This window comes from Mesorhizobium sp. LCM 4576 (genome assembly GCF_001854815.1).
GTDB lineage: Bacteria > Pseudomonadota > Alphaproteobacteria > Rhizobiales > Rhizobiaceae > Mesorhizobium > Mesorhizobium plurifarium.
The window spans coordinates 19,934-33,855 of sequence record NZ_MDDT01000016.1 but is presented as its reverse complement, the minus strand read 5'-3'; the positions used below and the strand labels follow the sequence as shown (position 1 = coordinate 33,855).

Here is a 13,922-nt window from a genome sequence, read left to right as displayed (position 1 = left end):
ACGGCTTAGCCTGCTTTTCTGGCCATCTCGGCAGCCGGGACGGCTGCGGGACCGAACACATCCTCAAAGGCTGATTTTAGCGCCAGGTCCAAGTCGGCCATGGTGACGGGCAGGCCGAGATCGACGAGGCTGGTCACGCCATGGTCCGAGACGCCGCAGGGCACGATGCCGCTGAAATGGCCGAGGTCCGGCTCGACATTGATGGCGATGCCGTGAAAGCTCACCCAGCGCCGCAGCCGGATGCCGATTGCCGCRATCTTGTCCTCGGCCGGCGTGCCGTCGGGCAGGGCCGGTCGGTCCGGCCGCACCACCCAGACGCCGACGCGGTCCTCGCRCCGCTCGCCACGCACGTTGAAGGCGGCGAGCGTGGCGATGATCCATTGCTCAAGCGCCGCGACGAAGGCGCGCACATCCTCGCGCCGGCGCTTGAGGTCGAGCATGACATAGGCCACGCGCTGGCCGGGACCGTGATAGGTGTATTCGCCGCCGCGGCCCGCGGCAAAGACCGGAAAGCGGTCGGGATCGATCAGGTCCTCGATTCGTGCGCTGGTTCCGGCGGTGTAGAGCGGCGGATGCTCGACCAGCCAGACCATCTCGCCGGCAGCTCCGCTGCGGATCGCCTCGGCGCGCGCCTCCATGAAGGCCAGCGCGTCCGGATAGGACGTCAGGCCCGGTTCGATCACCCATTCCACCGGCGCCGAACCGGGGAGAGGAAGGAACGACGTGGCGATCTGGCTGCGTTCTGTCATGGATTGTTCGTTTATCGGCTATGCATGCCGCGATCCCAAAATCGCGTTTCACCTTTGGGTGGCATGCGTCTGCCCTTATATGGCGGCAATCGGCCGAAACGTCCAGTTCCGGCCGTGCGCCGCCGGCCTGTAGGGGGTTATGCAAATGAGCGACGAATATTCCGCTCAGCGCACTTGTTTCGCCGGAAACGATTTGCTACAGGCCCCGGGCCGGACGGTTCCGGCTCCTACCACGTGCGGTCGTGGCGGAATTGGTAGACGCGCAGCGTTGAGGTCGCTGTGGGGCAACCCGTGGAAGTTCGAGTCTTCTCGACCGCACCAATCAAGCCTTGAGTTATCAAGCCGCCAGTTTGCGGCGATGATGCCAAGCTATTCTCATCGCTCTGGTTTCAGTCTCTACTCGGGAAATCTCTTGGGTTGTGAAGAATCGTCGGCTATGGACGAATTCGAACAAGCCGGGGGGACTGATGTCGAGACTATCTAACTGGGCTCGGRGGAAGGGCCTATTTGGCCTGAAGCCGAAAATACCAGACTTTGCTACCGTTGGACGCTACACCTACGGTGTGACCGGCGAAAGTGTCTGGATGGCATCTGAGGACGCTCCGCTGATCGTCGGGTCGTATTGCTCAGTCGYAAGTGGCGTACAGTTTTACTGCAAAAGCGGTCACGTTCACGACTGCGCGACGTCTTTCCCGATCCACTTTTGCGTTCTCAAACAGCCGGCGCCGGCCGCAAGCCTTGGAAAGCGCAAAGGCATTCACGTTGGGCACGATGTATGGATCGGCCGTAACGCCGCCATTATGCCGGGAGTGAAAATTGGCGATGGCGCAGTCATTGGCGCTCATGCCGTCGTGGCAAGAGATGTGCCGCCTTATGCTGTTGCGACAGGCAATCCGGCAAAAGTCGTCAAGTATCGCTTCGACGACCAGGTCATTTCAAAGCTGCTGACCATTCGTTGGTGGGACTGGGACGAAGGCAAGATCAAACGGGAAGCAGAAGCGCTGACCGGCCCTATCGATGTCTTCGTGACACGCCATTTTAGGGCCCCGCGACAGCAATGACAAAGGCCACATACGCTTGGTCGAGGTCAAGCCAAGCCGACGCATCCTCAGCCGCAGACCCTTGTGCGGTTTCCACACAAGGGTAGCCGGTATCGATCGGCGCGCTACGCAGCCTTCTTCGTCCGCGCCAGCGTATCCGCCACCACTTCGCCGAAGGAGGYAGGCGTCGGCACGATGGCGACGCCGGCTTCCTTCAGGATCTCGACCTTCTCCTGCGCCGACTCGCCGAAGGCGGAGATGATTGCGCCGGYGTGGCCCATGCGGCGGCCCTTCGGGGCGGACAGRCCGGCGATGTAGGCGATGAGCGGTTTGCRCATATTGTCGCGCGCCCAGATCGCGGCTTCGGCTTCCTGCGGGCCGCCGATCTCGCCGATCATCACCACGGCGTCGGTGTCGTCGTCGCGCTCGAAGAGCTGCAGAATGTCCTTGAAGGACGAGCCGTTGATGGGATCGCCGCCGATGCCGACGCTGGTCGACACGCCGATGCCCAGCGCCTTCATCTGCGAGGCGGCTTCGTAACCCAGCGTGYCGGAGCGGCCGACGATGCCGACGCGTCCAGGCAGATAGATGCTGCCCGGCATGATGCCCATCAGCGCTTGTCCGGGCGTGATGACGCCGGCGCAGTTCGGGCCGACCAGCCRCATACGGTCCTCGAAGCGGTAGCGGCGCATGTAGCGCTTGACCCGCATCATGTCCTGCGAGGGGATGCCGTCGGTGATGCAGACGCAGAGCTTTATGCCGGCATCCGCCGCCTCCATGATCGAATCGGCGGCGAAGGGCGGCGGCACGAAGACGATGCTCGCCTCGGCGCGGGTCTCGCGCACCGCACCCTTGACGGTGTTGAAGACGGGCAGGCCGAGATGCGTCTGGCCGCCCTTGCCGGGGGTGACGCCGCCGACCAGCTTGGTGCCGTAGCGCTTCATGTCGTCGGCATGGAAGCTGCCGATCTTGCCGGTGAACCCTTGCACGATCACGCGCGTGCTGCGGTTGAGCAGGATTGCCATTTCTCGACCTCCCTCAGGCTGCTTTTTTGTTCTTGGCGGCTTCACGCCAGGCGGCGACAGCCTTTTCGGCGGCTTCGGCCAGCGTGTCGGCGACGATCACGTTCTCGCCGGAATCGGCCAGGATCTTGCGGCCCTCCTCTACCTTGGTGCCGGAAAGGCGCACCACCAGCGGCACGTCGACGCCGACCTCGCGGATCGCCTTGATGACACCTTCGGCGACCCAGTCGCAGCGGTTGATGCCGGCGAAGATGTTGACCAGGATGGTCTCGACATTCTTGTCGCCAAGCACGGCGCGGAAGGATTTCGCCACCCGCTCCGGCGAGGCGCCGCCGCCGATGTCGAGGAAATTGGCCGGCTCGCCGCCGGCGATCTTGATCATGTCCATCGTCGCCATGGCGAGACCGGCGCCGTTGATGATGCAGCCGATATTGCCGTCGAGCCCGACATAGGAGAGGCCGCGGTCGCTGGCGAAAGTCTCGCGCGGGTCTTCCTGGCTCTTGTCGCGCAGCTCGGAGATTTCCGGACGCCGAAACAGCGCGTTCTCGTCGAACGACATCTTGGCGTCGAGCGCGACGAGGCTGCCGTCGCGCGTCACCACCAGCGGATTGATCTCCAGCATCGTGGCGTCGTAGTCGCGGAACACCCGGTAGCAGCCGAGGATGGTTTCGGTCGCCTTGCCGATCAGATTGTCCTCGAGCCCGAGCCCGAAGGCGATCTCGCRCGCCTGGAAGCGCTGCATGCCGACGCCCGGATCGACGGTGGCGCGGATGATCGAATCCGGCGCCGTCTCGGCGATCTCCTCGATCTCCATGCCGCCGGCGGCCGATGCCACGATCATGACGCGCTCTTCCTTGCGGTCGAGCACGAAGCCGAGATAGAGCTCCTGCGCGATGTCGACGGCTTCCTCGAGATAGAGGCGCGAGATCAGCTTGCCGCGCGGGCCGGTCTGCTGGGTCACCAGCTTGCGCCCGAGCATGGCTTCGGCCGCATTGGAAATCTCCTCGTCGTTCGAGCAGAGCTTGATGCCGCCGGCCTTGCCGCGCGCGCCAGAATGGACCTGCGCCTTCAGCACCCATTTCGAGCCGCCGATTTCGCGCGCACGGTAGGTCGCTTGTTCGGGGCTGTAGGCCAGCCCACCGCGCGGCACGTGCACGCCGTGGCGGGCGAGCAGTTCCTTGGCCTGGTATTCGTGGATGTCCATCTTGTCCTCCCGGTATTTTTAGTGCGCCGCGCCACGCACCTGGCTAGCGCGCTCGATCGCCTCGTTCACCACCAGCACGTTGCGCGCCATGCGTTCCGACGCAGCGTCGATCATCTTGCCGTCGAGCGCCGCGGCGCCCTTACCGGCCGCTTCCRCTTCCTTCAGCACCTCCAGGATGCGGCGCGCGCGGGTAACCTCCTTTTCCGGCGGTGAGAACACGTCGTTGGCGAGAGCGATCTGCGAAGGATGGATCGCCCATTTACCCTCGATGCCGAGCGCCGCGGCGCGTCTGGCGGCCGCCTTGTAGCYTTCGGGATCGGAGAAATCGCCGAACGGCCCGTCGATGGCACGCAGGCCATAGGCGCGGCAGGCGACCGTCATGCGCGACAAGGCGAAATGCCATTGGTCGCCGGGATAATCGGGGTTGAGCCCACCGATGTTGACGGTGCGCGCCTTGTTGGAGGCGGCATAGTCGGCGACGCCGAAATGCATCGCTTCGAGCCGGCCCGGCGTGGCGGCGATCGCCTCGACATTGGCCATGCCCAACGCCGTTTCGATCAAGGCTTCGAGGCCGACGCGGGTCTGGAAACCCTTGGCCATCTCGATCTGGTTGACCATGGCCTCGACCATATAGAGGTCGGCCGGCACGCCGACCTTCGGCACCAGTATGGTGTCCAGCCGGTCGCCGGCCTGTTCCATGACGTCGACGACGTCGCGGTACATGTAGTGGGTGTCGAGGCCGTTGATGCGCACCGAGACGGTCTTGCCCTTGGCGCGCCAGTCGATGTCGTTCAGCGCCTGGATGATGTTCTTGCGGGCGCGCTCCTTGTCGGGCGGCGCCACCGCGTCCTCGATGTCGAGGAAGACGAAGTCGGCGGCACTGTTCGCCGCCTTGTCGATCATCTCCGGGCTCGAACCCGRCACGGCGAGCTCGCTGCGCTGCAGCCGCAGTTTCTTCAGATGGTTGATGGTGTGGCTCATGGTCGGCTCCTCACGCAGCCTTGGYGACAGGCACGTCGGCCGTGCGGCGGAAATGCTCGATCGCCGCGGCCACGCCCGAACCCGGCGCCAGGCGCACGCCGCAATCGAGCAACGCCATTTCGGYCGCCGACAGCGAGGCGCAGACCATCACCTCGTTCAGCCAGCCGAGATGGCCGATGCGGAAGACCTTGCCGAACACCTTGTTGAGGCCGCCGCCGAGCGATGTCTTGTAGGCCTGGTAGGCGCGCTTGACGACGTCGCCGCTGTCGATGCCCTCCGGCACCAGGATGGCGCTGACCGTATCGGAATGCCATTTCGGCGCCCTGGCGCAGAGTTTCAGACCCCAGGCGTCGACCGCCTTGCGCACGCCTTCGGCCAGTCGATGATGGCRCGCGAAGATGTTGTCCAGCCCTTCCTCCTCGATCAGGTCGAGCGAGGCGCGCAGGCCGCGCAGCAGCTGCGTCGCCGGCGTGTAGGGGAAATAGCCGGCATCGTTGGCGCGGATCATGTCTTCGAAGGAGAAGTAGCAGCGCCGGTGCGTCGAAACCCGCGCGGCGGCAAGCGCCTTCTTGCTGACCGACAGGAAGCCGAGGCCGGCCGGCAGCATGAAGCCTTTTTGCGAGCCGGAGACGGCGCAGTCGACGCCCCATTCCTCCTGCCGGAAGTCGATCGAGCCGATCGAGGAGACGCCATCGACGAAGAGGAGGGCAGGATGGTTGGCAGCATCGAGCGCGGCGCGGCAGCCGGCGACGTCGCTGGTGACGCCTGTCGCGGTTTCGTTCTGCGTGCAGAACACCGCCTTGATGAGGTGCGCCTTGTCGGCTTTCAGCCGCTCTGCATAGAGCTCGAGCGGAACGCCCGTGCCCCATTCGCAGTCGATGACGTCGACATCGAAGCCAAGACGCTCGGCCATGTCGACCCACAGATGCGAGAACTGGCCGAAGCGCGACATGAGCACCTTGTCGCCGGGGCTGAGCACATTCGTCATCGCCGCTTCCCARGCGCCGGTGCCGGAGGAGGGATAGATCAAGACACGGCCGGTCTCGTTCTTGAAAACTCGCTTGATGTCATCGAACAGCGGCAAGGTCAGGTCGGGGAAGGAGGCGGCGCGCATATCCTCCATCGGCAGGTTCATCGCCTGCCGGACTTGCTCGKGAATGTTGGTGGGYCCCGGGATGAAAAGATGCGTGAACCCAGCCATGYGCGAAACTCCTCCGATCGTTTGGGATAGTGGAGGCAGTTTCGTTTCGACGAGGCCCGGCAACAACACCTTGCCGGGTAAGTTGTTTGCTCTTGCGGGTGGGATGGTCCTACCCGATCAGCCTACCCGACGGGCGATTTGGGCGTGCGTTGTTTCTCGCTGGAATAGAGCGCGACGGCCATGGCGCGGTTGCGGACGTCCAGCTTGTCGTAGAGATTCTTCAGGTGGTACTTCACCGTGTTCTCGGAAATCCCGGTCCGCGTCGCGATCTGCAGATTGGTCCATCCGTCGGAGAGCACCGCCAGCAACTCCCGCTCGCGCACGGTGAGCCGGGACAACGGCGTGTCGTTGACCTTGTTGATGTCGATATAGGGAATGCAGATGCGGCCATGCGCGACCGCCAGGATCGTCTCGAAGATCACAGGCGGCTCGTCGAACTGGAAGCAGTAGCCTTGAGCGCCCAGGCGCACGCATTGCTTGAGAATGCCGATGTCGTGGTCGTTGGAAAAGATCGTGATGCGCACGCCAAGCTCGCGGCTCTGAACTTCCGTAAGCACATCGGCGCCATCCATGTCGGCGAGCTTCCAGCCGACGACGGCGACATCGAACTGCGTAGCGGCGGCCATATCGAGGAATTGCGCGCCGCTGTGCACGGAACCGAGCAAATCGAAACGGCCGTCGCATTCGAGCATTTCGCGCAGCGCCGAAACCACGAATGGATTGCGTTCGGCAACGACAACGCGAACGCGCCGCTCGGCAATTCCTCCGCTCGTCTTTCCAGACTTGATGTTCAAGGGCAGCGTTTGTCCTCGGAGCGTTTAGCGATGCGCTGATCCTGCTGGATCATCCATCACGACAATTCTGCCTCAATGGGGAAGGGGTGCTCTTTCCCCAGCGACATGCGCTGTCGCGCCGGCTGAAGCGATTGTCACGCCTGCGACTCGGATGCGCCGCACTGTTCCTGAGTGGTCGCGAGGCGAAGACAACGCCACATTTCCTTGGCTATTCCGCGCGCTAGAGCGACATCTTTCCAGGACGAATCCCATTGCCGCGCTATCTACCGAACAGGGTTTGGATTTCCCGAAAAGCGGTTTCCCCTTTTCGGGATCATGCACTAGACCTCATTTCGGGATTCCTCGTTGCGGGAGGCGCTGGTGGAAGGCCAGGACAGACAGACGACCGGCGCCGCGCCCGGCGAGGAGCATCACGCCGACATCTATGGCGAGGATGGCGCCGTACGCGCCTCCTTCCTTGCCCAGATCGGCGCGGCGATCGCCGACCGCGACACGATCACCCTCAAGCGCGAAGTCGATGACCTGCACCAGTCGGAACTCGGCGACGTGCTGGAGGCGCTTCACCCTGAACAGCGCCGCGCGCTGGTCGAATTGCTCGGCTCAGATTTCGRCTTCTCCGCGCTGACCGAGGTCGACGAGGCGATCCGCCTCGACATCGTCGATAACCTACCCAACGAGCAGATCGCGCAAGCGGTGCAGGAGCTCGATTCCGACGACGCCGTCTACATTCTCGAGGACCTCGAGAAGGAAGACCAGGACGAGATCCTGTCGCAATTGCCTTTCACCGAGCGCATCAGGCTCAGACGCGCGCTGGACTATCCGGAAGAGACGGCCGGCCGGCGCATGCAGACCGAGTTCGTCGCCGTGCCGCCGTTCTGGACCATCGGCCAGACCATCGACTACATGCGCGAGGACAAGAACCTGCCCGAGCGCTTTAGCCAAATCTTCGTCATCGACCCGAGCTTCAAGCTGGTCGGCGCCATCGACCTCGACCAGATCCTGCGCACCAAACGCGCGGTCAAGGTCGAGGAGGTCATGCATGAAACCTTGCACGCGATCCCGGCCACGATGGATCAGGAAGAGGCGGCCCGCGAGTTCGAGCAATACAATTTGCTCTCCGCCGCCGTGGTCGACGAGAACGGGCGGCTGGTCGGCGTGCTCACCATCGACGACGTGGTCGACGTCATCCAGGAGGAGGCGGAGGAGGACCTTCTGCGCATGGGCGGCGTCGGCGACGAAGAACTGTCCGACACGGTGCTCGCCACCTCGCGCTCGCGCGTGCCCTGGCTGCTGGTCAATCTGCTGACCGCTTTCCTCGCCGCCTCGGTCATCGGCCTGTTCGACCGCACGATCGAGCATATCGTGGCGCTGGCGGTGCTGATGCCGATCGTCGCCGGCATGGGCGGCAATGCCGGCTCGCAAACCATGACCGTCACCGTGCGCGCGCTGGCGACCAGGGACCTCGATATCTACAACGCCGCGCGCATCATCCGCCGCGAGTTGGGTGTCGGCTTCATCAACGGCATGGTGTTCGCGGTGCTGATCGGCATGGTCGCGGGCTTCTGGTTCCACGACCCCAATCTGGGGGGCATCATCGCGGCGGCAATGATCATCAACATGTTTGCCGCCGCGCTTGCCGGCATCCTCATCCCGCTGGTGCTCGACCGTTTCAAGATCGATCCGGCTGTGGCCTCGGCGGTCTTCGTCACGACGGTTACGGACTGCGTCGGCTTCTTTGCCTTCCTCGGACTGGCGACATGGTGGTTTAGAGTGCCCTAAATCACCACGGCCGCGTTAATTGACTTTTACGTAAATGCCGTGCGAGGTTGCCGCGGGGTCACGTGCCGATTCCGGCGCTGCATGGGTATCACCGGAGGGAAGGGCGACGCTTAAGGAGGCGATGCCCGGGCTTGGGAGYAGGAATGCGGGAATATTATACGATCACCGAGCTGACGCGTGAGTTCGACGTGTCGACGCGGACGTTGCGTTTTTACGAGGACGAGGGGCTGGTGCAGCCTGTGAGGCGCGGCCGCACGCGGTTGTTTCGGCCGTCCGACAGGCATCTCATCCGTCAGATCATGYGGGGAAAAAGGCTCGGCTTCTCGATCAACGAGATCCGCGAGATCATCCAGATGTACAAGGAGCCGCCCGGCGAGGTCGGCCAGCTCAAGCTGATGATCAAACGCATCGAGGAAAAGCGCGAGGACCTGCGCCAGAAGCGGSGTGATCTGGAAGAGACGCTGGCCGAGCTCGACCAGGCCGAGGAGTCGTGCGTGGAGCGGCTGGCTGAGCTGGGTGTGAATACCTAGGCGCGATGAGCCGGAGACTTGCAGGGCAACTATCGCAGACGTTCGAGATTAGCCGGTGCCTCTCAGCTTCGTCATCCACGGGCGGAGCGGGAGCGAAGCGGACGCGGAGACCCGAGGATCCATTCCGTGACCTTAGCCGACGAATGCAACGGAGTAGAATTCTGCACCGTGGCGACGCCTTGACGTCACGGAATGGATTCTAGGGTCTGCGCGCGTCGCTTCGCTCCTTGCTCCGCCCTAGAATGACGAAGTCGCGGATGCCCCTGCCAATCGCCGAGGTGTGCGGTCTGATCACACCAAGCAGCCGTCATCGCGGCAGCCGCCTCAAATCCAGCGCCGCACCCTTTTTGCATAGTCGCGGTATTTCTTGCCGAACTTCGCCGCCAGGATCTTTTCCTCCTTCTCGATCGCCAGCTTTTGCGTGGCGAAAGCGGCGAGGAAGGCAAAGAGCAGGAACCAGGCGATGCCGGTGATGAAGGCGACGCCGATCAAAAGCAGSGTGTTGGCGAGATACATCGGATTGCGGGTGATGCCGAAGGGGCCCGACGTCACCAGATGATCGGGCTCGGCGTTGGGGTCGAGCGTCGTCTTGGCCCTGAACATGGTGCGGATCGCGGTGATCCACAGCATGGCGACGCCGAACAGCGCCACCCAGCCGACGCCGAACAACAGATCGCCGAAGATGTCGCCGATCCAGGGCAGCGGGTAGAGTATGCCGAKGGCGACGCTCGCCGCAATCGCCACGACATAGATCACCGGCGGCCAGGGAATGATCCCGTGTCTGGGCTTCACGATGCCCGTCATTGCTGCCCTCCCTCCACCTGGTCCTCGGTCGCGGCGGTGCAGGTTTCCGCGAGGTCGGCCAGATGCGATTTCCAGACGCTGGACTGGTCGTTGGCGTAGAGCTTGTCGAGAGACCCTTCGCCCTTCAGCGTATCCAACATGCAGCCACAATAGCTCGTACAGAACTTGCTGTCCCGCTGCTGTTCGCACTGCGCCTGGCAAGCCGGCAGGAAGCCGGCTTCCTTGTCCTGCGGGGCGGCGGGCATGACCTGCGAGAAAAGCCACACCGAGCCGAACAGAAGCGGCTGGTGGATGAGGTAGAAGGCGAGGCTGTGCCGRCCGATGAAGGTCAGCGGGTTCGACCAGCGGCCGGGCAGCCATGCCCCCAGGCGGGCGAGCAGGCCTGTGGCGGAAGCGAGYTTGACCGCGGCGATGCCCGCAAGCACGGCGCCAAACCACGGGAAAAGCGGCACATAGTCGTTGGACCGCGGGTTGGTCGCGGAAAGGCCGACCCACCACAGCGCCGGATGGTCGAAGAATTCCGAGCGCAGATAGTAGGGGGCTGCAATGACCGCCGCGGCAATGATCGCCGTCAGCAGCCAGGGCAGCCTGAGAAAGGCGAGGCCGAGCAGGCTCGCCAGCGCGATCTCGTGCAGGATGCCGAAGAAGATGAAACCGTCCGGCGTGACGATGTAGGTGACGGCCGAGATAGCGGCCGCGGCGACTGCGACCATGGCGAAGCGCTTCCAGAAGCCCGGCCAGCGGATTTGCTTGCCATGGGCGAGGAAGAGGCTGACGCCGACCAGGAACAGGAAGGTCGAGGCAATGCAGCGCGCGTAGAACTTCCACCAGCCGAAGGCGGTGAGCGCGGGCGTCGTGTAGCCGAAATTTTCGAGATCCCAGGTGAAGTGGTAGCTCGCCATCGCGATCAGCGCGATGCCGCGCAGGATATCGATGGCCTGGATGCGGCCCTGCTTTTGGGTGTCCTGAACGGGTTCGCCGGTCGTTTGAACGCTCATTGATCTCGCAATCCGATTCAGTCCTGCCGAACGACTATCACGGTTCGAGCCGACGACATAAGCAGGCGGCCATCAATGCGTTTCATGGCAGCCATGAAATTCCGCTTTAGGCCAGAGGCGGAAAGCCTTTGGCAGGCTTCGCTTTTCGGCCTCTCCGGGTCGGTTTCCTGCTACTGGCCGGCGGCTGGTCCGGCCAGATTTGACAAAGTTTGGATGCATGTCGTTGCCCCAGAACCGCAGCACACTTCTGGCGACATGCATTGTGATTCACGTCCCGGAGGGCCGATGTCCACCCATGTGCGCCATCCGATCTGGCTTCCGGCCCTGCGGCCGGCGGATGCCCGCACCTTCGCCTCGCTCTATGCGGTGGAATCCTTCGCCCGGGCCACGATCTCCAGCGTGATCCCGATCCAGGCCTACGAGATCCTGCACAACGAGCGGATCGTCTCGATCCTCTACACCATCGTGTCCCTGATGGGCCTTTCGGTCACGCTCTTCATGCCGATGCTGATCCGCCGCTTCGCGCGGCGCTGGGTCTACACGGCCGGCTGCGTGCTGCTGGCGATCGGCTCCGCGTTCTTCGTCACCCATACGCTGCCTGGTCAGATTGCCGRCATGCTGTGCCGCGTCATGGGGGCGAGCGCGCTGTCGATCACGCTCAACCTCTACATCATGGACCACATCCGCAAGACCGACTTCATGCAGGCGGAATCGCTGCGCATGGCTTGGTCGATGTTTGCCTGGACGGGCGGGCCGACGCTCGGCATCTTCCTCTACACACATTTCGGCATCTATGCCGCGCATGGCGCGGTCGCGGTGTTTGCGTTCGCGCTGCTTTGCCTGTTCTGGTTCTATCGGCTGAGCGACAACCGGTCGATCCGGCCTGGCGGCAAGACGCGCCCGGCCAATCCGCTCGCCAATATCGGCCGCTTCGTGAAGCAACCGAGGCTCAGGCTTGCCTGGCTGATCGCTTTCGGTCGGTCCTGCTTCTGGACGACCTTCTTCGTTTACGGCCCGCTGTTCATGGTGATCACCGGCCAKGGCGAGCTCGCCGGCGGCTTGCTGGTTTCGGCCGGCAACGCGCTCCTCTTCGTGGCGATCTTCTGGGGCAGGGCCGGCAAACGCTTCGGTGGAAGGCGCGTCATGACTTTCGCCTATTTCGCCATGTCGGCCGTGCTGTTCGCCGCAGGCGGCGTCGGCGAGGCCGCGCCGCTGCTCACCGGCGCGCTGCTGCTCTGCGGCGCCTTGTTCACCATCGCGCTCGACGCGCTCGGCTCGACCGCCTTCATGCGCTCGGTGCGTTCTTACGAGAAGGCGCAGATGGCGGCGGTCTACCGCACCTATCTCGATTTCTCCGAGCTGACGCCGCCGCTCGTCTATTCGGTCGTGCTTACCTTCTTCGGGCTGGGATCGGTGTTCGTCACGCTCGGCATCCTGGCCGCCTTCTGCGGCTTCGTCACTTGGCGCTATCTGCCGAAGGCGTTTTAATCGGCGACCGGCTTCAGCCCCGACGTCATCCCCTCTTGCAGTCCGCGCAAAAGTGAATAGCATTCTGTTTTGATGCAGGGGGCGTTTCGCACCTGCGTCTAACAATGAATGGGGAACACAGGAGCTTCATATGACCAGGCGTGCATTGCTGACAGCAGCGTGCGTTGCGACTGCTCTATCTGTCGTGTCGTCTTCCGCCCGAGCGCAGGACAAACCGGTCTTTGGTTTGGTGATGTCCTTCAGCGGCTGGTTCCAGCCGATCGATGCGGACACGATTGCCGGTGCCAAGCTGGCCGTCGATGACATCAATGCGGCCGGCGGCGTGCTGGGACAGCCGATCGAGACCGTCGAGTTCGACAACAAATCGGAGCCGCAACTCGGCGCCGACGGAGCGATCGACGTGATCGACAAAGGCGCCAAGGCGATCCTTTTTCCGTCGGACTTCGATTTCGGCGCGCCGGGCGCGTTCGTCGCGCAGCAGAAGAATGTCGTTGCCTTCTCGGCGGCGTCGGACCCGAAGTTCGGCGTGCAGGGCATCGGCCCGCTTGCCTACTCCGTCTCCAATGCCGGCCAGGCGCAGGGCGCATTGATGGCGGAATGGGCTTACAACAAGAAGGGYTGGAAGAAGGCCTATGTGCTGCTCGACAACACCATTTCCTACACCAAGTCGCTTTGCGGGAGCTTCGCCGAGCGCTGGAAGGAAATAGCCGGCGCTGAAGGTTTGCTYGGCCAGGATACTTTCCTCAATGGCGACGCCTCCATCGCCGCGCAGGTGACCCGCATTACCGGTCTTGCGGAGAAACCGGACCTTGTCTTCCTCTGCTCCTATGCACCGGGCGGACCGAGCGCTATCCGCCAGATGCGAGCGRCCGGCATCGAAGCCGCAGTGATGWCCGGGGAGTCCATGGACGGTGACTACTGGATCGGCAGCGTTCCCGGCCTCAGCAACTTCTACGTCGTGAACTACGGCTCCAAATATGGCGACGATCCCGACCCCGACGTAAACGCCTTCTTCGAGCGCTTCGAGAAGAAATACGGCAAGAAGGCTGATGTCTCTTATGGTCTGCGCGGCTATTCCGCAGTCCAGGCCTGGGCGAAGGCGGCCAACAAGGCGGGCTCGCTCGATGGCGACAAGGTGGCCGCGGTGCTCAATACCTTCGACAAGGAGCCACTGGTTCTCGGCCCGACGACCTGGACCGCCGACCGCCATATCGAGACGACGCGCCCGATGGCGATAATCGGCGTGCAAAACGGGAAGTTCGCCGCCGAGGGTCGTTTCTCGGTCGAGAAGTTCCCGCAGTTCTGACAATATTGCCCGGATTGGGAGGCGAG

The 13,922-nt window shown here is 63.4% G+C and carries 13 protein-coding genes and 1 tRNA gene; 6 read left to right on the top strand and 8 right to left on the bottom strand.

What is annotated here, in order from left to right:
* Nucleotides 1–5 precede the first annotated feature (5 nt).
* On the bottom strand, nt 6–749 hold the full coding sequence (gene lipB, locus LCM4576_RS07895; RefSeq protein WP_071031552.1) for a lipoyl(octanoyl) transferase LipB: 744 nt from the start codon (nt 747–749) through the stop codon (nt 6–8).
* 236 nt (nt 750–985) lie between these two features.
* Between lipB and LCM4576_RS07890 the strand changes: the two genes are divergently transcribed.
* Nucleotides 986–1,070 (top strand) — tRNA-Leu (locus tag LCM4576_RS07890).
* Between the two features lie 263 nt (nt 1,071–1,333).
* Nucleotides 1,334–1,810, top strand: a complete 477-nt coding sequence (locus LCM4576_RS37480) for a CatB-related O-acetyltransferase (protein WP_083361349.1) — start codon at nt 1,334–1,336, stop codon at nt 1,808–1,810.
* Between the two features lie 104 nt (nt 1,811–1,914).
* Here LCM4576_RS37480 and sucD read toward each other — a convergent pair whose 3' ends face one another.
* The 5 genes from sucD to LCM4576_RS07860 all read right to left on the bottom strand — a co-directional run bounded on the left by sucD (nt 1,915) and on the right by LCM4576_RS07860 (nt 6,991).
* Nucleotides 1,915–2,814, bottom strand: coding sequence for a succinate--CoA ligase subunit alpha (sucD, locus tag LCM4576_RS07880; RefSeq protein WP_071031548.1), 900 nt, complete (start codon nt 2,812–2,814; stop codon nt 1,915–1,917).
* 13 nt (nt 2,815–2,827) lie between these two features.
* Nucleotides 2,828–4,015 (bottom strand): malate--CoA ligase subunit beta, encoded by a 1,188-nt coding sequence (locus LCM4576_RS07875; protein ID WP_071031546.1) that lies wholly within the window; start codon nt 4,013–4,015, stop codon nt 2,828–2,830.
* 18 nt (nt 4,016–4,033) lie between these two features.
* Nucleotides 4,034–4,996, bottom strand: a complete 963-nt coding sequence (locus LCM4576_RS07870) for a CoA ester lyase (RefSeq protein WP_071031544.1) — start codon at nt 4,994–4,996, stop codon at nt 4,034–4,036.
* Nucleotides 4,997–5,006: 10 nt separating this feature from the next.
* Complete coding sequence (locus tag LCM4576_RS07865; protein ID WP_071031542.1) at nt 5,007–6,197, bottom strand: aminotransferase class V-fold PLP-dependent enzyme; 1,191 nt, start codon at nt 6,195–6,197, stop codon at nt 5,007–5,009.
* A gap of 122 nt (nt 6,198–6,319) precedes the next feature.
* On the bottom strand, nt 6,320–6,991 hold the full coding sequence (locus LCM4576_RS07860) for a response regulator transcription factor (RefSeq protein ID WP_073985920.1): 672 nt from the start codon (nt 6,989–6,991) through the stop codon (nt 6,320–6,322).
* A 360-nt stretch (nt 6,992–7,351) separates the two neighbouring features.
* Between LCM4576_RS07860 and mgtE the strand changes: the two genes are divergently transcribed.
* A complete protein-coding gene (mgtE, locus tag LCM4576_RS07855; protein ID WP_071031730.1) occupies nt 7,352–8,770 on the top strand; it encodes a magnesium transporter in 1,419 nt (472 codons plus the stop codon).
* Nucleotides 8,771–8,913: 143 nt separating this feature from the next.
* A complete protein-coding gene (locus tag LCM4576_RS07850) occupies nt 8,914–9,300 on the top strand; it encodes a MerR family DNA-binding transcriptional regulator (protein ID WP_071031540.1) in 387 nt (128 codons plus the stop codon).
* 324 nt (nt 9,301–9,624) lie between these two features.
* Here LCM4576_RS07850 and LCM4576_RS07845 read toward each other — a convergent pair whose 3' ends face one another.
* Nucleotides 9,625–10,104, bottom strand: coding sequence for an isoprenylcysteine carboxylmethyltransferase family protein (locus LCM4576_RS07845; protein WP_071031539.1), 480 nt, complete (start codon nt 10,102–10,104; stop codon nt 9,625–9,627).
* A complete protein-coding gene (locus LCM4576_RS07840; RefSeq protein WP_071031537.1) occupies nt 10,101–11,102 on the bottom strand; it encodes a heparan-alpha-glucosaminide N-acetyltransferase in 1,002 nt (333 codons plus the stop codon). The genes LCM4576_RS07845 and LCM4576_RS07840 overlap by 4 nt, the downstream gene beginning before the upstream one ends.
* Nucleotides 11,103–11,387: 285 nt before the next feature.
* Between LCM4576_RS07840 and LCM4576_RS07835 the strand changes: the two genes are divergently transcribed.
* Nucleotides 11,388–12,590, top strand: coding sequence for an MFS transporter (locus LCM4576_RS07835; RefSeq protein ID WP_071031534.1), 1,203 nt, complete (start codon nt 11,388–11,390; stop codon nt 12,588–12,590).
* A 232-nt stretch (nt 12,591–12,822) separates the two neighbouring features.
* Nucleotides 12,823–13,896 carry an ABC transporter substrate-binding protein gene (locus LCM4576_RS07830; RefSeq protein ID WP_157901203.1) on the top strand — a complete coding sequence of 358 codons (1,074 nt, stop codon included), beginning with the start codon at nt 12,823–12,825 and terminating at the stop codon, nt 13,894–13,896.
* Nucleotides 13,897–13,922 lie beyond the last annotated feature (26 nt).